This is a genomic window from Nesterenkonia alba DSM 19423 (genome assembly GCF_000421745.1).
Lineage (GTDB): Bacteria > Actinomycetota > Actinomycetes > Actinomycetales > Micrococcaceae > Nesterenkonia > Nesterenkonia alba.
Genome location: NZ_ATXP01000002.1, coordinates 195444 through 218783, shown reverse-complemented (window position 1 = coordinate 218783; position 23340 = coordinate 195444). Strand labels below are relative to the sequence as shown.

At 64.1% G+C, this 23340-nt stretch carries 20 protein-coding genes; 14 read left to right on the top strand and 6 right to left on the bottom strand.

Annotated elements, in window-relative coordinates; translation table 11 throughout:
• Positions 1-38 precede the first annotated feature (38 nt).
• Both H578_RS0102745 and H578_RS12790 read left to right on the top strand, forming a co-directional pair.
• The gene (locus tag H578_RS0102745) at positions 39-830 is read left to right on the top strand and encodes an SGNH/GDSL hydrolase family protein (protein ID WP_022872181.1); all 792 of its coding nucleotides are present in this window, start codon (positions 39-41) and stop codon (positions 828-830) included.
• Between the two features lie 16 nt (positions 831-846).
• Positions 847-2094, top strand: a complete 1248-nt coding sequence (locus tag H578_RS12790) for an MFS transporter (RefSeq protein WP_022872180.1) — start codon at positions 847-849, stop codon at positions 2092-2094.
• A gap of 4 nt (positions 2095-2098) precedes the next feature.
• Here H578_RS12790 and H578_RS0102735 read toward each other — a convergent pair whose 3' ends face one another.
• Complete coding sequence (locus tag H578_RS0102735; protein ID WP_022872179.1) at positions 2099-3358, bottom strand: aspartate aminotransferase family protein; 1260 nt, start codon at positions 3356-3358, stop codon at positions 2099-2101.
• A 181-nt stretch (positions 3359-3539) separates the two neighbouring features.
• On the opposite strand from H578_RS0102735, the gene H578_RS0102730 reads away from it, so the two are divergent.
• The 5 genes from H578_RS0102730 (at position 3540) to H578_RS0102710 (ending at position 9602) form a co-directional block, all read left to right on the top strand.
• The gene (locus H578_RS0102730; protein ID WP_022872178.1) at positions 3540-5015 is read left to right on the top strand and encodes an NAD-dependent succinate-semialdehyde dehydrogenase; all 1476 of its coding nucleotides are present in this window, start codon (positions 3540-3542) and stop codon (positions 5013-5015) included.
• A 175-nt stretch (positions 5016-5190) separates the two neighbouring features.
• Complete coding sequence (dnaK, locus tag H578_RS0102725; protein WP_022872177.1) at positions 5191-7059, top strand: molecular chaperone DnaK; 1869 nt, start codon at positions 5191-5193, stop codon at positions 7057-7059.
• Between the two features lie 34 nt (positions 7060-7093).
• Positions 7094-7942 carry a nucleotide exchange factor GrpE gene (locus H578_RS12785; protein ID WP_022872176.1) on the top strand — a complete coding sequence of 283 codons (849 nt, stop codon included), beginning with the start codon at positions 7094-7096 and terminating at the stop codon, positions 7940-7942.
• Between the two features lie 108 nt (positions 7943-8050).
• Positions 8051-9007, top strand: coding sequence for a DnaJ C-terminal domain-containing protein (locus H578_RS0102715; RefSeq protein WP_022872175.1), 957 nt, complete (start codon positions 8051-8053; stop codon positions 9005-9007).
• A gap of 238 nt (positions 9008-9245) precedes the next feature.
• Positions 9246-9602 carry a heat shock protein transcriptional repressor HspR gene (locus H578_RS0102710; RefSeq protein ID WP_245554881.1) on the top strand — a complete coding sequence of 119 codons (357 nt, stop codon included), beginning with the start codon at positions 9246-9248 and terminating at the stop codon, positions 9600-9602.
• Between the two features lie 73 nt (positions 9603-9675).
• On the opposite strand, the gene H578_RS16665 is transcribed toward H578_RS0102710, so the two are convergent.
• Positions 9676-10095, bottom strand: coding sequence for an AbgT family transporter (locus H578_RS16665; RefSeq protein ID WP_281163344.1), 420 nt, complete (start codon positions 10093-10095; stop codon positions 9676-9678).
• The gene (locus H578_RS15195; protein ID WP_281163343.1) at positions 10001-11380 is read right to left on the bottom strand and encodes an AbgT family transporter; all 1380 of its coding nucleotides are present in this window, start codon (positions 11378-11380) and stop codon (positions 10001-10003) included. Before H578_RS15195 ends, H578_RS16665 begins: the two co-directional genes overlap by 95 nt.
• Positions 11381-11487: 107 nt before the next feature.
• Here H578_RS15195 and H578_RS12775 point away from each other — a divergent pair, with 107 nt between their 5' ends.
• The 4 genes from H578_RS12775 (at position 11488) to H578_RS12770 (ending at position 16809) form a co-directional block, all read left to right on the top strand.
• Positions 11488-13428, top strand: a complete 1941-nt coding sequence (locus tag H578_RS12775) for a penicillin-binding transpeptidase domain-containing protein (RefSeq protein WP_084709829.1) — start codon at positions 11488-11490, stop codon at positions 13426-13428.
• Positions 13429-13439: 11 nt separating this feature from the next.
• Positions 13440-14297 (top strand): tRNA (guanosine(46)-N7)-methyltransferase TrmB, encoded by an 858-nt coding sequence (trmB, locus tag H578_RS0102695; RefSeq protein ID WP_022872172.1) that lies wholly within the window; start codon positions 13440-13442, stop codon positions 14295-14297.
• Positions 14298-14416: 119 nt separating this feature from the next.
• Positions 14417-15250 (top strand): hypothetical protein, encoded by an 834-nt coding sequence (locus tag H578_RS0102690; protein WP_022872171.1) that lies wholly within the window; start codon positions 14417-14419, stop codon positions 15248-15250.
• 104 nt (positions 15251-15354) lie between these two features.
• Positions 15355-16809 (top strand): hypothetical protein, encoded by a 1455-nt coding sequence (locus H578_RS12770; RefSeq protein ID WP_022872170.1) that lies wholly within the window; start codon positions 15355-15357, stop codon positions 16807-16809.
• A gap of 161 nt (positions 16810-16970) precedes the next feature.
• Here the strand turns inward: H578_RS12770 and H578_RS0102680 are convergent, their stop codons facing one another.
• The gene (locus H578_RS0102680; RefSeq protein WP_156837186.1) at positions 16971-17861 is read right to left on the bottom strand and encodes a DMT family transporter; all 891 of its coding nucleotides are present in this window, start codon (positions 17859-17861) and stop codon (positions 16971-16973) included.
• Positions 17862-17955: 94 nt separating this feature from the next.
• On the opposite strand from H578_RS0102680, the gene H578_RS0102675 reads away from it, so the two are divergent.
• Together H578_RS0102675 and H578_RS0102670 are read left to right on the top strand one after the other, a co-directional pair.
• A complete protein-coding gene (locus H578_RS0102675; RefSeq protein ID WP_022872168.1) occupies positions 17956-18177 on the top strand; it encodes a heavy-metal-associated domain-containing protein in 222 nt (73 codons plus the stop codon).
• The gene (locus H578_RS0102670) at positions 18174-20483 is read left to right on the top strand and encodes a heavy metal translocating P-type ATPase (RefSeq protein ID WP_022872167.1); all 2310 of its coding nucleotides are present in this window, start codon (positions 18174-18176) and stop codon (positions 20481-20483) included. The genes H578_RS0102675 and H578_RS0102670 overlap by 4 nt, the downstream gene beginning before the upstream one ends.
• A 16-nt stretch (positions 20484-20499) precedes the next feature.
• Here the strand turns inward: H578_RS0102670 and H578_RS0102665 are convergent, their stop codons facing one another.
• Positions 20500-21141, bottom strand: coding sequence for a hypothetical protein (locus H578_RS0102665; protein ID WP_156837185.1), 642 nt, complete (start codon positions 21139-21141; stop codon positions 20500-20502).
• A 75-nt stretch (positions 21142-21216) separates the two neighbouring features.
• On the opposite strand from H578_RS0102665, the gene H578_RS12765 reads away from it, so the two are divergent.
• A complete protein-coding gene (locus tag H578_RS12765) occupies positions 21217-21852 on the top strand; it encodes a LysE family translocator (protein ID WP_022872165.1) in 636 nt (211 codons plus the stop codon).
• Here H578_RS12765 and H578_RS12760 read toward each other — a convergent pair.
• A complete protein-coding gene (locus tag H578_RS12760) occupies positions 21839-23281 on the bottom strand; it encodes a GntR family transcriptional regulator (RefSeq protein ID WP_022872164.1) in 1443 nt (480 codons plus the stop codon). The two genes, H578_RS12765 and H578_RS12760, sit on opposite strands and share 14 nt — an antisense overlap.
• Positions 23282-23340: the final 59 nt, after the last annotated feature.

Sequence of the window (23340 nt, the reverse complement as noted above, 5' to 3'; positions counted from 1 at the left end):
CAGGTAAGGTGGATTCAGTTCTGGAAGGAGTGGTGGCGATGTCGGCAGCCGATGAATTGGATGGACCGTTCGAGAAGCGGTTCGTCGCCGTCGGGGACTCCTTCACCGAAGGCCTCGGTGATATCGACCCCTCCAGCCCCAACGGTGTGCGCGGCTGGGCGGACCGCGTTGCCGCCCAGCTCATCAGTAATGACGACCGCTGGGGCTACGCCAACCTCGCCGTGCGGGGCAAGAAACTCGAACAGGTCCTTGATGAGCAGCTCGACGCCGCCATCGCCCTAGAACCCACCCTGGTCACCTTCTACGCCGGCGGTAACGACATCCTCCGCCCCCTGGTGAACCTCGACGGGCTCATGGACCGGTACCGGTGGGCCGTGGAGAAACTCGTCGACACCGGGGCGCGCGTGGTGCTCTTCACCGGATTCGACTCCGGCAAAGCGCCCATGTTCAAGCTCACCCGCGGACGGACCGCCATCTACAACGAGGCGGTGCGTAAAGTCGCCGCCGACCTGAACCTCGACCTGGTCGACTTCTGGCACATGAAGCACTTCCAGGACTGGCGGTACTGGGACGCCGACCGCATGCACTTAGGCATCGAAGGCCACATCCTCATGGCCAAGGAAGTCCTCGCGGTGCTCGGCGAACGCGACGAAATCGATGTTCCCGAACTGGAAGAACCTCCTGTGGTCGCGCTCCACGAGAAAGCCCTCGCTGAGGCCACCTGGGCTAAGGACTACCTCTACCCCTGGGTCAAGCGCCGGGTCACCCGCACCTCCTCCGGAGATGGACTGGACCCGAAGTACCCCAAACTGACCTCCCGCATTTGGTGATGTAGCTTAAGTCACTATGCCCTCGACCCGACGTGCTGCCGCGATACTCGTCGTCGGGGCTATCGCCTACCTCATGGCGACGACGTCGCGCACGTCCCTTTCGGCCACCGGGCTGGAAGCCAGCGACCGGTTCGGACTCACCTCCAGTGAACTGGCCTCCTTCGGGGTGCTGCAGATCTGCGTCTACGCCGCCTGCCAGATTCCCGTCGGCGTCCTCATCGACCGATACGGTGCCCGGGCACTGATGCTCAGCGGGCTGGTCATCATCGCCGCCAGCCAGATCCTGCTCGCCGTCAGTACCGACTACTCCGTGCTGCTGCTAGCCCGGGGACTCTCCGGGCTCGGGGATGCGATGATCTTTCCCTCCGCGATCCGACTGGTCATGTATGCCGTGCGCGGCAGCCGCATCGCCCTATTCACCCAGCTGACCGGAACAGTAGGCCAATTCGGCATGGTCGTCAGTGCCTTCCCGCTACTCAACCTCGTCCTCGCTCAGGGGTGGGCCACCGCCTATGCCATCATGGCCGGACTCAGCGGAGTCATCGCGCTGGTGGTCGCTGTGGTGCTGACCGTCGGGGCGCCGGACCCCACCCGTGGCGCCGCCGGCCAGAAACTCAAACAAGTCCTCGCTGACTCCTGGGCCACCATCCGACACCCGGGCACTCAGCTGGCCTACTGGGTGCACTTCTCCACCGCCGGAGTGGTGAACCTCTTCGGCGTCACCTGGGGGGTGCCCTTCCTCAGTGGAGCCCTAGACCTCAGTGCCGAGGAAGTCGGGGCATTCATGTTCATCAGCTTCCTGGCCGGGGTCATCGCCGGCCCGCTCATCGGTCGATTCGTCTCGCTACGTCCCCACCAGCGGCTGAGCCTGGTGCTCGGCAGCGTCATTTTCCAAGCATTGGCATGGCTCAGCGCGCTGACCTGGGAACCCCCGCTTGCCCTGGTGACCCTGCTGCCCCTGATGATCGCTCAATCCGCCGGCGGGGCCAGCTCCATCGTCGCCTTCGACCTGGCCCGCACCAGCGTGCCCAAAACCGTGGTGGCTCGAGCCAACGGAGTGGTCAACACCGCCGGGTTCACCGCCTCGCTGATCGGCATCTGGGCCATCGGGTGGCTCCTCTCCCTTCAGGGCGCCGACCACCCCACCGCTTACGACCTTGAGGTCTTCCGCATCGCGACCCTGCCCATCTGGGCGCTGTGGGCCATCGGAGTCTTCGGCATCTGGCGGGCAAACCGCACACTCAAGGCCAGCCAAGCAACCTAAGGGTTCAGAGCGTCTGGGAGAGGGTCTTCTCCCACAGACCCAGCGCCTCATCGACCTGCTCCTGGGTGACCACCAGGGCGGGAATGAACCGCACCATCTGCCCGTACATCCCGTTAGTCAGCAGCAGCAGGCCATTCTCCGCGGCCGCCTGGTGTACCGCGGCGGCGGTGGTCCCATCCGGGTTGCCATTGGCATCAGCGAACTCCACGCTGACCATCAGTCCCAGACCGTGAACATCAGCGACCTGCGGGTACTTCTCCCCGATGGCCTGTAGTCCGGCCTTGAGCTGTTCGCCCCGGGCCGCCGCATTGGCCACCAGGCCTTCTTCCTCGATCACCTCAAGGGTTGCTGCCGCGGCTGCGCAGGCCACCGCATTCGCCCCGTAGGTGCCACCCTGGGAGCCCGGCCACGCCTTGGACATCAGTTCTTCAGAGGCTGCGATCCCAGAAATCGGGAACCCGGAGGCGATCCCCTTGGCGAACATCTGGATATCCGGTGTCAGACCGAAGTGCTCCTGGCCCCAGTACTTCCCCGTTCGACCGAAGCCGGTCTGCACCTCATCGACCACCAGCACAATGTCATGGGCATCGGCGCGCTCCCGAAGTCCGGCGAAGAACCGTTCATTACCGGGGATGTAGCCGCCCTCACCGAGCACCGGCTCGACGAAGAACGCCGCGGTGTCCGCCGGGTTGGACTGAGTCTGTAGCACCAGGTCCAGCTCCCGCAGGGCAAAATCGGTGGCCTGGTCTTCATCCCAGCCGTAGCTGCGGTAATGCGCCGGGTTGGGGAAAGGCGCGACGACGACGCCGCCCATCAGTGGGCTGAATCCCGTCCGGAATTTGGTCCCGGAGGTCGTCAGAGAGGCCGCAGCCACGGTGCGTCCGTGGAACCCACCCTGAAAGACAACGATATTGGGCCGGCCTGTGGCCTGACGGGCCAACCGCAGGGCGGCTTCTGCAGCCTCTGAACCCGAGTTGGCGAAGAACAGGGAATCCAGGCCCGCAGGGAGCACCTCGCCGAGCTTTTCAGTCAGCTCAAGCAGCGGCTTGTGCATGATGGTGGTGTACTGACCGTGAATGAGGCTGCCCACCTGGCGCTGTGCGGCTTCGACCACCTTGGGGTGGCAATGGCCGGTGGAGGTGACCCCGATGCCGGCGGTGAAATCCAAATGCTTACCGCCGGCGTCGTCGTAGAGATAAACGCCCTCACCGCGGGAGGCGACGACCGGGGTTGCCTGCTTGAGCAGAGGGGACAGCTGAACCACGAGACCACTCCTGAAGATTGTTGACAATCTGCGTTCGGGTCTAGGCTACTCACACAGGCCGGGATTGTCAGCCCGGATCTGGGCTCTGCCCCGCCAGCGGCCAGCAGGCCCCGTTAGCGTGGTCAGAGATTCAGCACAGGCAGCGTGCGTTGAGAGCACCGCAGATCGAAGGAGTCTGAGCATGACCGAGACCATCACCGCCGCCCGTGAGTCCGAGGTCGTCGCCGCCGCGGAAACCAGGCTCTACATCGACGGGCAGTGGCGCGATGCCCGCAATGGCCGCACCTTGGAGGTCCACGACCCCTCCACCGGCAAAGTGCTGGCCACAGTGGCCGATGCCTCCGTCGAAGACGGCTGGGACGCCTTGTACGCGGCTCAGCGAGCACAGCAAGACTTCGCCGCCATGCCACCGCGGCAGCGGGCCGATATCCTCATGCGCGCCTTTGAGCTGATGCACCAGCGCAAAGATGACCTCGCGCTGCTGATGACCCTGGAGATGGGCAAACCATTGGCCGAGTCCTACGGAGAGGTCAACTACGCGGCCGAATTCTTCCGGCATTTTGCCGAGGAGGCCACCCGGATCGGGGGAAACTACCAGACGGCCCCCGCTGGAAACGCACGGTTCGTGGTGGCCAAACAGCCAGTGGGGCCCTCGATTCTCATTACCCCCTGGAACTTCCCGCTGGCCATGGGCACCCGTAAAATCGGCCCCGCCCTGGCCGCCGGCTGCACCAGCGTGCTCAAACCCGCCGAACTGACTCCGTTGTCCATGCTGGCTTTGGCCAGGATTCTCGAAGAAGCCGGGGTGCCGGCCGGTGTGGTCAATATTGTGGTCACCTCCACTGCCGGAGACGTGATGGAACCGCTCATCCGCTCCGGTATCGCGCGGAAACTCTCCTTCACCGGTTCCACGGCGGTGGGCAAAAAGCTGCTCGAACAGGCCAGTGACAAGGTGCTCCGCACCTCAATGGAACTCGGCGGTAACGCCGCCTTTGTCGTCTTCGAAGACGCCGATATCGACCAGGCCGTAGAGGGTGCGATCGCCGCGAAGATGCGTAACTCCGGGGAGGCCTGCACGGCAGCCAATCGGATCTTCGCTCATGAGAGCGTCATCGATGAGTTCTCCACCAAACTCGCCGAACGCATGGCCCAGATGCCAGTCGGCCGTGGAGTCGATGAGGGTGTGAAGGTGGGACCCATGGTTGATGCCAAGCAGCGGGACAAAGTCGCCGAACTCGTCGACGACGCCGTGAAGTCCGGAGCGCGCGTGGTGCTCGGTGGTGAGCCCGCCGCCGGGGAAGGATTCTTCTACCGTCCCACAGTGCTTTCCCAGGTGCCGGAGCAGGCCAGGATGTGGCAGGAAGAGATCTTTGGGCCGGTCGCCCCGGTGAGTTCCTTCAGTACCGAGGATGAGGTGATTGCCAAGGTCAATGACACCCCCTACGGGCTGGTCAACTACGTCTACACCAACGACCTCACCCGGGGTCTGCGCGTGGCTGAACGTGTGGAGTCGGGCATGGTCGGGCTCAACCAAGGAGTGGTCTCCAATCCTGCTGCCCCCTTCGGGGGGATCAAAGAGTCCGGGCTCGGCCGCGAAGGTGGGGATACCGGCATCGACGAATTCCTGGAAACCAAGTACATCGGCATCCAAATGTGAAGCCACTGTGTCCGGTGTTGAGGTGACCTGGGGAATAGGTGCGACGTCGACGTCGTTGGACTCCAACGGAAAAGTTGAGTCAACCTCACTCAAGTCAGCTTGACAGGGCGATCGCCCGGGACAAGACTTGAGTCGAGTTCACTCAAGAAGTGAAGACGTCTCGAAAGGAGTCCCTATGTCCCGTGCAGTCGGAATTGACCTCGGTACCACCAACTCCGTGGTCGCCGTACTCGAAGGTGGCGAGCCCACCGTGATCGCCAACGCCGAAGGCGCCCGCACCACCCCTTCGGTGGTCGCCTTCTCCAAGAACGGCGAAGTGCTCGTCGGTGAGGTGGCCCGCCGCCAGGCGGTCTCCAACCCGGACCGGACCATCGCCTCGGTCAAGCGCCACATGGGTACCGACTGGAAGAAGGAGGTCGACGGCAAGGAGTACACCCCCCAGGAGATCTCCGCCCGCACCCTGATGAAGCTCAAGCACGACGCCGAGTCTTACCTGGGCGAGGACGTCACCGAAGCGGTCATCACAGTGCCGGCCTACTTCAACGACGCTGAACGCCAGGCGACCAAGGAAGCCGGGGAGATTGCCGGGCTGAAGGTCTCTCGCATCGTCAACGAGCCGACTGCCGCCGCCCTGGCCTACGGACTCGAGAAAGGGAAGGAAGACGAGCAGATCCTCGTCTTCGACCTCGGTGGTGGAACCTTCGATGTCTCCCTACTGGAGGTCGGCAAGGATGAAGACGAGTTCTCCACCATCCAGGTGCGCGCCACCGCCGGTGACAACCGCCTCGGTGGTGACGACTGGGACCAGCGCATCATCGACTGGCTGGTCGACCAGGTCAAGCAGAAAGAAGGCGTGGATCTCTCCAAGGACAAGATCGCCGTCCCGCGCCTGAAGGAAGAGGCCGAACGTGCTAAGAAGGAGCTCTCCAGCGCCTCCACTGCCACGATCAACATCCCCTACGCCACCCAGAATGACGGCGTGCCGGTGCACGTCAACGAGACCCTCTCCCGGGCGAAGTTCGAGGACATGACCTCCGACTTGCTGGAGCGGACTAAGAAGCCGTTCCACGACGTCATCAAAGAGGCTGGTATCTCCGTATCCGATATCGACCACGTGATCCTCGTCGGTGGTTCCACCCGTATGCCCGCAGTGGCTGAGCTGGTCAAGGAGCTCACCGGCAAGGAGGCGAACAAGTCGGTGAACCCCGATGAGGTCGTCGCCGTCGGCGCAGCCCTGCAGGCTGGTGTGCTCGCCGGTGAGCGTAAGGATGTGCTGCTCATCGACGTCACCCCGCTGTCCCTGGGGATCGAAACCAAGGGTGGGGTGATGACCAAGCTCATCGAGCGCAACACTGCTATCCCGACCAAGAAGTCAGAGGTCTTCTCCACCGCGGAGGACAACCAGCCCTCAGTGGCCATCCAGGTGTTCCAGGGTGAACGCGAGTTCACCCGGGACAACAAGCCGCTGGGCACCTTCGAACTGACCGGTATCGCCCCGGCTCCCCGGGGTGTGCCGCAGATCGAGGTCACCTTCGACATCGACGCCAACGGCATCGTCCACGTCTCCGCCAAGGACAAGGGCACCGGTAAGGAACAGTCGATGACCATCACCGGTGGCACCTCTCTGCCGAAGGAGGACATCGAGCGGATGGTGGCCGATGCGGAGAAGCACGCCGAAGAGGACAAGAAGCGCCGCGAGGCCGCCGAGAAGCGCAACGCTGCCGAGGCCAGTGCCTACCAGGTGGACAAGCTACTCAAGGACAATGCCGAGAAGCTGCCCGAGGACGTCAAGAACGAGGTCCAGGCCGACGTCGACGCCCTGAAGAAGGCACTGGAAGGCACCGATAACGACGACGAGGTCAACGCAGCCTTTGAGAAGCTGCAGACCTCCCAGGTGAAGATCGGTGAAGCCCTCTACAGCGCCGGCGAAGGCACATCCGGAGCCGAAGGGGCCACACCCGGGGATGCATCCGCCTCCGGTGAGGACGAGGACATCGTCGACGCCGAAGTCGTAGATGAGGACGACGACGCCGAGAAGAAGTAATCCCCGGGACCAACGCTGAAAGGAGTCCGACGCGATGGCAGAGGACAAGTTCAACCCGGAGGAACCCTCCGGCGAGGAGCCGGTACGGTTTACCGACCGCCGACGTATCGACCCGGAGACCGGTGAGCCCCGCAACCCGGTGGAGGACGCCAGTGCGGCTGAAGGGGAGGCCACCGCCGAAGACCGCGAGGCCGCAGCGGCTGACCCGGCCGCTGACCCCCTGGCCGAGGCCGAGCGAATCCTCGCCGATGCTCCGGATGAGTCCGTCGAGGTCCAACAGGCCCACGAGGAACCCGCCGGTGAGGAGGGTGACCTCCACGAACCGAGCCCCGGTGTCGACCCGCAGGTGGCCGAGGACCCCGAATTGCGGGAAGTTGGCATCGACGAGGTCGCCGGCGGAGTCGAGACCGAACCGGCTGAACGTATCGAAGCCGCCGAGGAGGAACTCGCCGAGCAGGGATACAACCGGGAGGCCGAACTCGAAGAGGACCTCCGGCGCCTGCAGGCCGAGTACGTCAACTACCGCAGGCGGGTCGAACGCGACCGGGCGGTGGAAGCCGAACGGGTCAAAGGCCAGATCATCACCGAACTGATGCCAGTGCTCGACGACATCGCCGCAGCACGGCAGGCCGGTGACCTCGAGGACGGACCCTTCGCCCACATCGCTAGCCGCCTGGAGACAGTGCTCACCCAGCAGGGTCTGGAACCAGTAGGTGCGGTGGGGCAGAAGTTCGACCCCACCGAACACGAGGCGATCATGCAGCAGCCGCACGAGGAGATCGAAGCCGACCACATCGCCGTTGTGGTGCGCTCCGGGTACCGCTACGGTGACCGGCTACTTCGGGCAGCCCAGGTGATCGTCTCCACCGGACCGGAGAGCTGAAACATCCTCGGGGACATTCCCGCCGCGGATCCCGCCACTGCGCGGGGCGTGCATGCGGCGGGAATGTCACCCACCAAGCAGGCAAACGAAAGGAGGTAGGGAGGCGCCATGGCCTCACAGGATTGGATCGATAAGGACTTCTACGCGATCCTGGGCGTCTCCCAGGACGCCTCAGCCGAAGAGATTAAGAAGGCCTACCGGAAGCTGGCGCGGCAGCACCACCCGGATAAGAACCCCGATGACCCCGCCGCCGAGCAGCGGTTTAAGGACATCTCCGAGGCGCACTCGGTACTCGCTGACCCCGAGCAACGCCAGCAGTACGATGCGCTGCGAGCCATGGGTTCCGGTGCCCGATTCTCCGCAGGCAGCCCGGGATCCGGTTCGGCCGGGTTCGAGGACCTCTTCGGCGGTCTCTTCGGAGACCGTTTCGGACGGGGATCCGCCGGCGGTCCGCAGCCCGGACCTGACTTTGCCGACCTCTTCGGGGATCGGTTTTCCGGGCGCTTTGGCGGCTCGGCCCCCACAGGAGCCGACCGCACCGCGAAGACCGCCATTTCTTTCAAGGGCGCGGTACGTGGCACCACCGTCGGGCTGCGCGAACCCAACGGCAATGTCATTGATGTGCGCATCCCCGCCGGTATCAAAGACGGGCAGAAAGTCCGGGTCAAGGGGAAAGGGCAGCAGGGCCCCGGCGGCGCCGGAGACCTGCTCGTGGAAGTGGAAGTCTCCGAGCATCCCTTCTTCACCCGTGAAGGTGACAACATCCGCATCCACCTGCCAGTCAGCTTCGATGAGGCCGTCCTGGGCACCACAGTGGAAGTCCCCACTGTGCACGGGGAGAAGGTGCGGATCAAAGTCCCCGCCGGCAGTTCCTCTTCACGGGTGCTGCGGCTGAAAGGGCACGGCATCCGCACCGCCAAACGCCGCGGGGACATGCTGGTCGAACTCGACGTCGTCGTGCCCAAAGACCTGCCTGAGGAGGCCTTGGAGGCGGTGAAGCGCTACGCGGCCGCCACCCGGGACATTGACCCTCGGGAAGGTCTGGAGGCCAAAGCGGCGTTGTAATGACTGCACACGGTGAACACCGCTTCAGGTGCTGGGGTGCACAGCCGCGGCCGACCCCAGTGCCCCGCAGTCTCCGCAGCAGGCCGCGCGCAGGGAGTGTCAGACCATGACAGTGAGGTACCGGGTACGGGATAACCTCGTGGAGTTCCTCGATGAGGAGGACAACCCGCGAGTCATCGACGCCGAGCTGCGGCATACCCCGCTGTTCGTCATCTCAGTGGCCGCCGAGCTCGCCGATATGCACCCTCAAACCCTGCGGCAGTACGACCGCATGGGGTTGGTGACTCCACGGCGACAGGGTGGACGTCAGCGGCGCTATTCCCCCTACGACGTCGAACAGTTACGTCAGATCCAGCAGCTCAGTCAGGAAGGCGTGTCCCTCGAAGGGATCCGCCGGGTCATTGAACTGCAGAACCGGGTCGAAGAGCTCGAAGAGCAGGTCGCCGACCTGCAGCGTCGGCTCAAACGCGCCGAACGCCACGCCGGGCAAACCCGGGTCTTCGCCGTGGGACCCCATGGAGACGTGGTCACCGTGGCACGGGGGGAACGCCCCCGTCCCACCAGCCGCGAGCTCATCCTGTTCCGCAGGCGGTAGAACATCACATACGCGAGGAGGGTCCGGGAACCTCAGCGGTTCCCGGACCCTCCTTGCCGTCTGCGCAGAATGACTACCGGATGGGCACACCCGGGCCCAGAGGCAATCCGAAGGCGTACCAGATCATGAAGAACACGAACCACGTCACCAGTAGGGTGATCGAAATCGGCAGCGTCAACGACAGCAGCGTGCCGACACCGGCCTTCGGGTAGTACCGCTGCAGATAGCCCAGCGCCAGCGCGAAGTACGGGCTCATCGGAGAGATGATGTTTGTGGGGGAATCACCCATACGGAAAAGCATCTGGGTCACCTCCGGCTGCACACCGATGAGCATGAGCATTGGCACCAGAACCGGGGCCATGAGGGTGTACTGAGCCGAGCCTGAGGTGATGAAGAAGTTAAACAAAGCCACCAGCAGCACCACGCCACCGAAGAGCACGAAGACCGGCAGATCCCAGCGTTCCAGGGTTTCCGCCCCGCGGATGGCCAGCACGGTACCGATGTTCGACCAGTTGAAGTAGGCAGATGAACTGCGCCGCGGCGAAGAAGATCACCACCACACCGGAGAGTTCTTTGATGGAACGGGCCATGATCTCCGGGACATCACGAGCCCGGCGGATCGTGCCAGAGACCATGCCATAGGTCAGACCGACCACCAGGAACGCCAGGGCGATGGGGACCGCCACATCGGTGACCAGCGGGGACTCCATCGCATCGCCGTCGCCATCGAGTGGGGAGCCGGGCACAAACAGCAGAGCGAAATAGACCCCCAGGAACAGCACCAGGGACAAGGCCGTCCACCCCAGGGCGCGGACCTCCCGGCGGGAGTAGCTCAGCAGTTCCTCGGAGTCCTCAGGCGTTTCCGGATCCTGGGTGCCGGCTTCGATGTCCTGGTCCTCAGCGCGCTCCGAGGCGCCGGTGCCCTGATCGCCTGTCTCCTCGGCGTCGTGAGTCTTGCCGGCGGCGAGCACCGCAGTGGCGGCCCCGCCTTCTTCATCCTCGGCCCGCCGCAGCGGGTTGGTCATCTTCACCAACAGCAGTTCGGTGATGGCGGTGACCGCAATGGCCAGCACCACTGCCGAGGCTGCGGCGAAGAAGTAGTTCGCAATCGGGGAGACGACGTAGTCCTCATCGATGATCTGCGCTGCGGCCGTGGAAATCCCCGCAAAGAGCGGATCCGAGGCGGTGATGATAAGGGAGGCGTTGTATCCGGCCGAGGCCGACCCGAAGGCCACAATCGCCCCGAGTACCGCCGAGCGGCCCACCGCTTTGAACGCCGCGGCAGCCAGTGGGATCAAGATGATGTAGATCGCATCGGAGGCTACCGAGCCGGTGACACCCAGCAGGGCGACGGTGAAGGTCAGCCAACCGCGGGAGACCCGGGAGACCGCCACACGGATCGCCGCGGAGATCAATCCGGACCCCTCGGCGACCGCCACACCCAGCATCACCGTAATGATGAGACCCAGGGGCGGGAACGTCACGAAGTTCTCCACCGCATCAGAGATCATCTGCTGGAAGCCATCCGGGGTGAGCAGGGAGACGACTTCCACCTGCTCACCATCGGCAGGGTTCTCCGCTGAGACGTTGAAGGCCTCAAGGATCGCTGAGAGGATCAGCACCACACCGGCCAAGATGACGAAGAGCCAGAATGGGTGGGGCAGCAGGTTGCCGATCCGTTCCACGCCCCGCAGGAGCCGGACCACAATGCCCTGGCGTTCCTGTGAAGCCTCCTGGTTCGGCTGGTCATCGACGGCGGACTGCGTCTCGCGCGGCATAACGGGATCCTTCCGGGTCGGGTGCTCGGCCGCAGAGTGTGTCCCATCCGATGTTTAAGGCATTACCTGATTCTCACCTGAAGGCAATCTGACGGCATACTGGACAAATGAGCTCGTCCCCTCGCCGAATCGCCCCTCGGATGGCCGCTGTCTCTGCTTCCCTGGCCCTGGTGCTGACTGCCTGCGGAGAGGATCCTGAACCCGCGCAGATCGAGGATGCAGCTGCCGATTACGCTGAAGCGCTGGCCCAGATCAGCTTCGATCAGGTTGCCTTCGACGCCGGCTCGGCCACACAGATGGAAGAGGCCGCCGAACGCATTCACACCGAACTCGAACCCGCTGAGGTGGCGATTGAGGTCTCGGAGATCGACCTTGATATGCCGGAGGAGGACTCCCCTCGGTCTCCCCGAGCCACTGTGGAGTACACCCATACCTGGGACCTGGAGGAACTGGGGATCGACGGCGAGGAGTTCAGTTACGCCACCTCGGCTGACTTCCGTTACGACGAAGAGACGGACACCTGGTACGTCGAAGCCGCCACCGAACACATCCTGCCCGACTACCAGGGGCACGAGACCTTCGGCATTGTCACTACTCCCGCTGAGCGGGGGCGGATCATGGATGATTCCGGCACCGCGATGGTCTACAACCGGGATGTGATCCGCATCGGCATCGATAAAACCCTGCTGCCAGACCTCGACGAGGACACTCAGGCCCAAGCGGCCGAGGAACTTGCCGATGCTGTCGGCGTTGACCCGGAGGTTTATGCCGAGTCGGTGCTGGGTCACGGGGATGAGGCATTTGTGGAGGCCATCACTGTCCGGCGCGAAGGCGGACACGTCACCGCAGATGACATCGCCGATATCCCCGGAGCCACCACCATTGAGGACCAGATGCCGCTGGCTGAATCCCGGGACTTCGCTCCGCTGCTGCTGGGGCGGGTTGGGCCGGTGACCGCCGAGCACCTCGAGGAGGACCCCACTCTCTCCGTGGGGGACACAGTGGGCACCTCAGGCATCCAGGCCACCCACGACGCTACCCTCCGCGGCAGCCCTGGTATGCGGATTCACTTAGCTGGTGAAACGCTCTACTCCGTGGACCCGGAAGCCGGTGAGGATATCTACACCAGCCTCAACCCGCGGCTGCAGCGGCTGGGCCAGGAGATTGTCGGGGATCAGGACGTCACCGCGGCACTGGTGGCTATTCGTCCCTCCGACGGCGGAATCCTCGCCGCGGCCAGCCACACCGAGGAATCCAGCTACGTGGATATCGCCACGCAGTCGACGTTCGCCCCGGGCTCAACTTTCAAAGTGGTCTCCGCTCTGGCGATGCTGCGCGATGGTCTCGCTCCCGGTTCCGAGGTCGAGTGTCCCAACCAGACCACAGTTCACGGGCAGAACTTTGGCAACGTGGAGGGCTACCCCTCTGAATACCTCGGGGAGATCACCTTCAGTGAGGCAGTGGCGGTCTCCTGTAATACGCTCTTCGCCGATGCGTGGGATGACGTCTCATCCGAGGAGGTCCAGCAGGCGGCTTTCGACCTCGGGATCGACAACGAAATCAGTATCGGGTTGCCGGCAACGTTCGGATCCGTGCCCGGCGATGCCGAGCTCAACCTCCACGCCGCGAATCTCTTCGGTCAGGGGGTTGTGGAGACCTCCCCGCTGGGAATGGCCACTGTGGCCGCTTCTGCCGCGGCCGGAGAAACCGTGCGGCCCTATCTCGTCGCCCGCGATGAGGACGCTGAGCTCCCCACCGGTGGGCTGACCAGCCAGGAGGCCGAGGATCTGCTGGAGCTGATGGAAGGCACCGTCGATTACGGCACGCTCTCTTCGATGGACGTGGTGCCCGGCGAACACGTCTACGCCAAGACCGGTACCGCCGAGGCCGGGGGAGAGGATGACCCCCACTCCCACACCTGGGCGATCGCCGTTCACGGGGATCTCGCCGTGGCGATTTTCCTCGAAGAGGGAGAATTTGGTGGATCCACCAATGGACCACTGCTGCACGAGTTCCTCACCGGTGCCCACCAGATCCTCAACGAGTAGGATCACCTCCCGTGTCTGACTCATCCCGCCCTGCCCGGCCGATGCGCCGCCCGCTGTCCTTTGTCCGCCGGAGCAACCGGCTCAAGCCCAGTTATCAGCGCGCCTGGGACGCCGCCCTGGGGGCTGAGCTGCTCGATATTCCCCATGGAGAGCGGGACACGTCAGTGGCTGAGGGCTTCACCCTGGATTGGCAGGCCGAGTTCAGCCGATTCGGCTCAGACGGTCAGGCCCCCCTGACAGTGGAGATCGGCTCCGGTTCCGGGGAGGCCATTGCCCACGCCGCCGCACAGCACCCACAGCGCAATTACCTCGCGGTGGAGGTCTACCGGCCCGGAGCGGCGCAACTGGCAGCCAGGCTACGCCGTGAGGAACTGACCAATGTGCGTGTGGCCTGCCTCGACGCCGTCGAGGTCCTCGACAAGCTCATCCCTGCCGGATCGCTCGATGAACTGTGGATCTTCTTCCCCGACCCGTGGCATAAGACCAAGCACCGAAAACGGCGACTGGTCCAACCTCCGTTTGTTGACAAGGCCGCCCGGGCCTTGGGCAGCGGTGGAGCCTGGCGCCTGGCCACCGACTGGTCCGACTACGCGGTCCAAATGCGTGAGGTGATCTCTGCCCGCGAGGACTTCACCAACCCGCATGCTGGAGAGCGCAGCGGGGAAGCCTCTCCCTTGACCCAGGTGCGCGCCGGGGACCTAGATCGCCGTAGCCTGGGCAAGGAGCCTGAGCCGCTGCCGTATGAAGAGGCCCTCGACACTCAGGGCGGATGGGCCCCGCGATATCCCGGCCGGGTCGTGACCGACTTCGAGCAGAAGGCCCTGGATGCCGGTCGGCGCATCTTTGACCTGACCTTTCTGCGCCGCTGAGGCGTATACCCCCGCGCTGCGGGACACATTCCATGCATTGGGTTGCAATCGCAAAATAAGTGTGGTTACTATTGCAACGTAAGCAAATTGCTACAGCAAAGCATGGAAGGTTGAGACCCATGAATCAGCGCACTGCGAAGACCACCACTCTGGCCGCTGTGGGTATCGCGGCCCTGACGCTCACCGCTACTGCTGCCCCTGCCTCCGCTGGTACAACCACTGCGGATAGTTCAGGTGGCTGGGAGGACTTCATTGAGCAGATCCTCGCCGAGCTCGACTCCGCCCGCGGTGGTGACTCGAGTGAGGGTGACGAGGATGAGGGTGACAATCAGGACCGTGACTCCCGCGATGAAGACGATGATGAAGACAGCGACGACGACGGCGATACCTGGAGCGTTGACGAGCCCCTTGAGGCGGACGAACTCCTCGATGCCGTTCTCGATGACGATGAACTCCCCGACGGATGGGAATTTACTGAAGGTCCCGGGATTGCTAACGAGCAGGAAGACACCTTCAGTAAGAACCTCGAGTTGACCGGATTCGATGCCAGCGACGAATGCACTGAGGCCATCGAGGTGATTGACACCTATGAGGAAACCTCCGGTGCCGGGGTTTACTACACCGCCGAAAACGGGGAGGAGACCTACAGTTTCTTTCTGCTCAACACCCCCGAAGAGCTCGACATGTTTAGCGACTACTACGCCGACGTCGTCGATCACTGCGGGACTGTGAGTAACCCTGTGGCTGACATCACCTTCGATGAAGCCGAGGTGGGGGAGGGCATTATGGCCAGCCTCACCAGTGACTACGAAGGCACCGAATGGTTCGGAATGGGTGGTCAGAGCTATGGGCACAACCACCTCTTCGGTGTGGGGGATGGCAGTGATGAGCCGGATGAGGTCTACGAACTCATCGAGGCCCAGCTGGAGAAATTCGAGGATGCTGTGCGCTGAGTGCGGACTCGATGATCCTTTGCAGGCCGCGGGAGAAGACCCGCGGCCTGCAATCTGTTGCGAACCATTTGCAACTGCTTGAGAGCTAGTCAATAATGAGTCGCATGATCGAAAAATCACATGCACTGACATCCCTCGCCCTGATCTCCGCGCTGGCACTGGCCGCCTGCGCCAACGGCGAAGAGGACACTGAGGACACTGAAGACCAAGACCAGGCCGCAGCCGTGGAGGAGGACAACGGCAGCGACGACGACGCCGCCGATGATGAGGACACCGGCGGTGATGAGGATGAGCAGATCGAACCCTCCGACCGGCCTACCCATGAGGTGGGTGGACCGGAGCCGAGGCTGGCTGTGACCTACGACGGCGGCGTCGCCGTTCTCGACGGGGTGAGTCTTGAGGTGCTGGGTGAGTTCGACGCCGAAGGCTTCGTGCGTGTGAACAACGCTGGGGATGGGCGCCACGTGTTCCTCACCGAAGGGGACAGCTTCCGCCTGCTCGACGCCGGCACCTGGGGGGAACCCCATGGGGACCACAACCACTACTACACCACCGACCCTTACCTTTCCGAGGTGACCGTCGACGGTGACACCCCGGCTCACGTGGTCTCTCACGACGGCATCGGCACACTGTTCTTCGACGGCACCGGCGAATACCACTGGTTCGACCTCGCCGACCTCGACGTCGAATCGGAGATTGAGACCGAATCCGCCGAAACCGAAGGCCCCCACCACGGGGTCGCCGTCGTGCTTGAGGACGGTAGTCGCTTCGAGACCCTCGAGGACCGCTCCGGTGCCCGCTTCCTGGACGCCGACGGTGAGGAAATCGCCCGCAACGAAGACTGCCCCGGAGTTCACGGAGAGGCAGCCGGACCGGAAGGCATTCTGGCGGTCGGCTGTGAAGACGGCGTCCTCGTGTGGGATGGTGCGGACTTCGTCAAGCTCGACACCGGAGAGGAATTCTCCCGCATCGGCAACCTCTTCCCCGCCGAGGGGTCTCCCGTGTTCCTGGGTGACTACCGCACCGATGAAGACGGCGAAGAGCCCATGACAGAGGTGGCGCTTGTCAACGCGGAGACCCAGGAGATCATCACCACCGACGTCGGGGCCCCCTACAACTTCCGGAACTTACAGCGCGGCCCTGAGGGGGAGGCGCTGGTGCTCACTGAGGATGGTCAGCTGCACATCATCGACCCAGAAACCGGTGAGCACACCGACCACATCGACGTCATCGGCGAGTGGACCGAGCCCGAGGAGTGGCAGGATCCCCGTCCGGCGCTGCGCGCCAGCGGTGACCTCGTCTATGTCACCGACCCGGACAACCAGCAGATCCACCTGGTGGACCTCGCCGAAGGGGAGACCATCGCCACCGGTGAGCTGGATTTTGTCCCCAATGAAATCGTCGTCGTCGATGGTCGTCCCGTCGAGGGTGTCTCCGAGGACTACGACGGCGACCACGATCACGATCACGACGACGAAGACCACGACCACGACCATGACCACGAGGATGACGACCACGACCACGATCATGACCATGACGATGAGGATCACGACCACTGATCCCAGTGCGAACGTCACCGTGAGAGCTGGTTTCCTCACCTGAGGTAAGACTCCCTCTTGGTGCGAGAGGGTCCGGAAGGTCCGGGGTCTGTGAGCGGGTGGACCCCGGACCTTCTTTCTGTCTTTCTGTGCCGCCGTGGTTTGAGCTGGGCCGTGCTGCCTCAGGCTCGCCGACGGCGCTGGGCCATCGAGGCCCACCAGGCGCCGAAGATAATGAGCCCACACCCCACCAGCTGCGCCGGTGTGGGCAGATCCGCGAAGAGCACTATCCCCAACGCCACGGCGAAGATCGGCCCAGTGAGCATCAGCGCCCCGGCGACTGTCTCATGCAGCGACATCATGCCGATGTTGAAGCACAGGTAGACCACCACCTGCCCGATGAAAGCCAGAGCGATCAGCCACAGCCACTGGGTCCCCGTGGTCGGCAGCTCGGCCCGCCCGGAGACCAGCGCCCCGGTCAGGGCCGTGGCACCAGCGGTCAGGCACACCACCGTCAGCACAGTGAACGGAGCCGGACGTAGAGTAGGGGCCGCGGTGCGACGGATGATCGCCAGGTAGGTGGCATAGCCCGCACCAGCGGCCAACCCGGCCAGCACCCCGAAGAGACTGATCGAGGTCTCCTCAAACGCTCCGGCGGCCAAGGCCACACCGACCATCATCAGCGGCACGATGACCAGCAGCTGACGCATCGGCCGCAACCCCTCCAAAGTCCAGGCCAGCAGCGGAAGAATGACGATCTGGATATTGATGAGCACTGTCGCCAATCCGGGTCCAATCAGCCCGATGGCCGTGTTGTAGAAGCTGTAGTCAATGCCGATGGCGACCCCGCCCACCGCCGCGCCGACCAGAGTCCGGGTGGGCAGCGCCTCAGCACGATCCACCCGGCGCAACTCCCACAACACAAACGGCAGAAGCATGGGCACCGCCAGGAAACAGCGCCAGGCAGCCACGCTCATCGGCTCAGCGTCGAGTCCAAAAATGATGGCAGCCGAACCGGCCATCGCCAGGCTGCCCAGCAGCATCAGCGCCGCCGCACGTGGAGTGGTAAGCACCACGCCATAGTAGGCCAGCGGGCACGGGACTCAATCCGCTCTGCGGAGTATATTGGAAGGGGCCCTCACACCCTGCCCGGCAAAGGAGTCGGCCATGCCCCAGACACGTCATTACACCGTGACCGGAATGTCCTGTGACCACTGTGAGAACGCGGTGAGCCAGGAGGTGAGCGCCATCGACGGGGTGGAAGACATCCAGGTCAGCGCAGCGGCCGGCTCGCTGACCATCACAGTGCTCGACGACGTCGACGTTCCCGATGAGGTCATCGTCGCCGCCGTCGACGAGGCCGGCTACACCGCCACGCGGGCCCAATGACATCCCACGCTGAGTCCCCAGCCCGGGAGGCCGAACGCATTGAGTTGGCCATCGGCGGAATGACCTGTGCCGCCTGCGCGAACCGTGTGGAGAAGAAACTCAACAAAGTCCCCGGGGTCACCGCCAGCGTCAACTACGCCACAGAGAAAGCCTGGATCTCGGCGGAGAACACCGCTGAGCGACAACAACTCGTCGATGAGCTCATCAGCGTGGTCGAGAAAACCGGCTACACCGCTGAGGAACCACCACGGCACACACCTCACGGCGGTGTTGAGACCTCCGGGAACAACGATTTACGGGCCCTGCGGTTACGGCTCATCGTCGCCGGTGTGCTCTCCGCACCCGTGGTGCTGTGGGCCATGGTCCCCGCCACTCAGTTCGACTACTGGACGTGGATCTCCCTGGGGCTTTCAGCACCGGTCGTGCTATGGGCCGGTTGGCCCTTCCACCGTGCGGCCGCACTCAACGCCCGCCACGCCACCGCCACGATGGACACCCTGATCTCCATCGGCACCCTGGCCGCGTTGGCGTGGTCGGTCTACGCGCTGCTCTTCGGCCACGCCGGGGACCCGGGGATGCGTCACGACGTCACGCTCTTCGACGAGCCCTACTGGATGTCCGGGCACTCGATGGGCTCGGCCAATGTGTATTTCGAGGTGGCCACTGCGGTCACCGCGTTCCTGCTGCTGGGCCGGTACTTTGAGAAGCGTTCTAAAGCCCGTGCCGGTGAGGCGTTACGCTCCCTGCTGACCATGGGCGCCAAAGACGTCACGGTGCTGAAAGATGGCCGGGAGATGACCCTGCCGGTGAGTGAACTCAGTGTGGACGACGAGTTTCTCGTCCGCCCCGGGGAGAAAATCGCCACTGACGGAACAGTGATCCGCGGTGCTTCGGCGGTCGATATGTCGATGCTCACCGGAGAATCAGTGCCGGTGGAAGTCGCCGGTGGGGACGCCGTCGTCGGGGCTACGGTCAACACCTCAGGGCACCTGGTGGTCCGGGCCACCCGGGTGGGTTCGGACACCCAGCTGGCCCAGATGGCCCGACTGGTCGAAGAAGCCCAGTCCGGCAAAGCCGAGGTGCAACGCCTGGCCGACCAGATCTCCGGGATCTTCGTACCCGTGGTGCTGGTCATCGCCCTGGTCACCCTGGTGGTGTGGCTGATCTTCGGTGCCCCCGCTGAGGCAGCGTTCACCGCCGCAGTCGCCGTGCTCATCATCGCCTGCCCCTGTGCGCTCGGGCTGGCCACACCCACCGCACTGTTGGTCGGCACCGGCCGCGGCGCCCAGCTGGGCATCCTCATCAAAGGACCCGAGGTGCTCGAATCCTCCCGGGGAGTGGACACAGTGGTGCTGGACAAAACCGGCACTGTGACCACCGGGGCGATGCAGGTCACTGCCGTGCATGCGGTGGGTGCCTGGGCCGGTGGTGAACGGGGCTCCGAGGTGCTGCTGCGCCTGGCCGGAGCAGTCGAATCCGCCTCCGAGCATCCCATCGCCCGTGCGGTGACCAACGCCGCCCGGGAACTGCTGGGCTCACGGGCTGGCTCCCTCCCCCCGGTGGAGGATTTCAGTAACCATCAAGGCAGAGGCGTCAGTGGCGTCGTCGAAGGCAATACCGTGCTGATCGGTCGGCGGGCGTTTATGGGCAGCCAGTCGGTGCCTATCCCTGCCGAGATCGAGGGGCTGCTCACCCGGGCAGAGTCCACCGGCAGCACCCCGGTGCTGGTGGCCGTCAACGGTGAATTCGCCGGAGTCATCATCGCCGCAGATACCGTGAAGGAGACCTCCGCGGAAGCGGTCACACAGTTCACCCAGCTCGGACTGGAACCGGTGCTGCTCACCGGAGACAACACCGGAGCTGCTCACCGAGTCGCCGAGGAAGTCGGTATCGCGGACGTGATCGCCGAGGCACTGCCCGAGGACAAAGTCGAGGCGATCAAGCACCTGCAGGACCAAGGGCGGACCGTGGCGATGGTCGGCGATGGAGTCAACGACGCCGCCGCGCTGGCTCAAGCGGACCTGGGCATCGCCATGGGGACTGGGACCGACGTTGCGATCGACGCCGCCGACATCACCGTGATCCGTGGGGACCTCCGCAGCGTGGCCGAGGCGGTGCGCCTGGCCCGCCGTACCCTGCGAACCATCCGGGAGAACCTCTTCTGGGCGTTCCTCTACAACACCGCGGCCATCCCCCTAGCCGCAGTGGGCCTACTCAACCCGATGCTGGCCGGAGTTGCCATGGTGCTCAGTTCCCTCAGTGTGGTGGCCAACTCCCTGCGGCTGCGCAGCTTCCGAGGGGTCTAAGAGACCACCGCGGACCTTAGAGGTTCTGCAGTGCTGCGCTCCAACTACCGAAGGTATTACGCACCGCGGCGCCGGAGGGCAGGTCACTGCGACCGCTCTGCTGCTGGTGCTTCCGCCAGGTGAGGTAGTTCTGATAGCTGGTGGAGCCACCGGTTTCTTCGGCATGCCGGGCAAATTCCCGCAGTGCGGTGATGAAATCCTCCTCGGTGAACCGGGCGGCCCCAAAATTCCCGGCAGGCTTCGCTGAGGAGGTACCAAGTCCGGCCTCCTGCAGCGCCTGAGACCACGAGCCCCCAGCACGTTTGAGGATGGTGGTGCTGCCCACCGGCCACACATGCCGTCCCGTGCCCCCGCTGATGGCGTGCTCGGTGAGGAACTGCTTGCGGACTTTGTCATACCCCTGGGCGGAGATCGTCAGGGACGGATCCCGCTGCAGGGCCTGACGCGCGGCAGCAATGGTCTGCAATACCTCCGGAACCAGCGAGGGGACCCCTTGTGCGGTGAGCATGCTGGTGAGGACAGTGGCGTCGTCGTCGTCGTCAATTTCTACCGAACCCTCAGCGGGTGCATTCTTAAGCTGCCTGGTGTTTTTTCCGTAACCCAGTGCGAAGTGCAGACTCGTGGTGATCGCGCCTGGAGGAACCGGTGCAGCAGCCATGATCTCATCCACTGTACTTCCCGCCGACCTACAGGGTGTAGTCGGTGGGCATACGCCCGGGTGTAGGTTCTTGGGGTGACGACGTTCCTTCCCATCATTCTCTTCTTCATCGCCGGTGCCGGGACACCGGGGCCCAATAACACCATCGCCATGGCGGCCGGTGCCAATTACGGGTTCCGGAAAACAATCCCGTGTATCGCGGGAGTCAACGTCGGCTTTCCCCTCATGTTGATTCTGGTGGGATTAGGGCTGGGCGGAGTGCTCACCCAGTGGCCCTGGCTGCTGGATGTGCTCAGGCCTATCGGAGTGGCCTACCTGCTGTGGCTGGCGTGGCGCATCGCAGCGGCCCCCACCAATGTGGAGGCCCGAGGGCAGGGCAAACCACCGGGGTTTATTCAGATGGCGCTCTTCCAGTTCGTCAACCCCAAAGCGTGGACCCTGGTCGTCGCCGCAGTGTCCACCTACACCGGATTCTGGGACGCCTTCTTCCTGGAAGTGCTAGCGCTGGCCCTGTGTGCACTGCTGTTCAGCACTCCGTGTACTGCGGCCTGGGCACTGCTGGGTGTGGGAGCCGGGAGGGTGATCTCCACCCCTGAGCACATGCGGATTTTCAACCTGGTCATGGCCGGACTGCTGGTGGTGTCCCTGATCCCCGCCGGGATCGAGATCTGGGAATCCGTTCAGCCGCTGGTAGGGCTCACGGCCGGGTGAGTCTCTCCCACAGGGCGGCATCGAAGGACTCCGGAGCCAGTGCCGACATCTGGCGGACAGCATTATCCAGCTTGGCCCGCCAGATGCGTACGGCATCGGCAGCGCGGCCCTCCAGCAAGGCCGCCAGTAACCTGCGATCGTCAGCGACCAGCCGCTCCACGGCCGGCGAATAATCCAGCTGCAAGACGGCGATGAACATTCGTACTCGTAGGGTCAAGGCATGGAAACTGCGCGCCGATTGCCGCAGTCCGGAAGCCTCAGCGAGCTCCTGTTGGAAGCGTAAGTCAGCCTCCCCGACGTCAGCCCGTGTTCCGCGAGTGGCGACCGCCTCCAGGGTGCGCAGCGCCAGCCGGGCGGGCAAAAGGGCATGCTTTGGCTGGGTGGCGCAGCCTCGCAGCAGCACAGTACCCACCTGGAGGCGGGATGCGTAGAGGTCGACGACGTCGGCGACGGTCACCTGAGGAATCCGGAAGCCGGCGTCGTCGTGGATGAGTAACCCGTCGTCGGCCAGCTGCCGCATCGCCGTGCGTGCCGCACTGGTCGAGATCCCCAGCTGAGCAGCCACCGTGGAGACAGCTAACCGGTCCCCGGCGCGAAACCCGGAATCAATCATCTCCTTACGCAGGGCGATGGCCAGTTGCTCGGTGGTCGAGAGCTTCACCTGGGGTAGCCAGCGGTTCGAGGACGATCGCCCAGGGGCTGGATACTCCGGCACAGTGATACGTGCCGAGCCGCTGTCGTGTAATGCGTCTCTGGTTCGTGATGAGTCAGAAAATTTTCCGATCGGGGAACCGTTGGGGGAGGGGGAGCGAACCGTGCCGATTCCGCTGCGCCGCCAGTGGACCCCGTGCAAACCGCGCCCGGACCGGGTACTCAGCAGGTGCAGCAGTTCTCCCGGTATGGCATCGGGGGAGTGGGCGCACCGGTTCAGCAGCGCCGCGGTTGCAGTGAGGAAGTCCTCCCAGCTGAGGGTTCCAGGGAACCAGGTGACCTTGAGCTGCTCAGAAGAAACCGGTTGGTGATCGCCGGGGGTCTCCGCTTGCCAGGCGTGTGCCCCGCAGACCCACAAGGCCGATTGCACGGCTGCGGCGCGACGCTGCAGATGACGTCGGGAAGGGACCGATGCGGAGTCAGTGTGCTGACCAGCAGGCGGGGCGGAGGTGGGATGAAAGCGCATGGTGATGCGTGGGTACTCCACGCTGAAGGCCTCAAGCTGCAGGGCCGGTGGGTGTAGTGGGGCCGAACTCGCGTGCCGGATCCTGCGGATAGCGCGGGAGACCAGGGTCTGGCTCAATCCCGTCAGCTCAGCGATCCGCCGCGTGGAGTACTCGGGACTGGAAACACGCGGCCCCGCGGTGGCCAGCACACTGGCGACGATCTCATCGGCGTTTTCCTGAATGCGGGGCCGACCCCGGACTGCAACCTGCATACTCCGATTGTCCCGCACTTTTGACTCAACAGTGTCATGTCACTGTGCTGGAGGGGTTT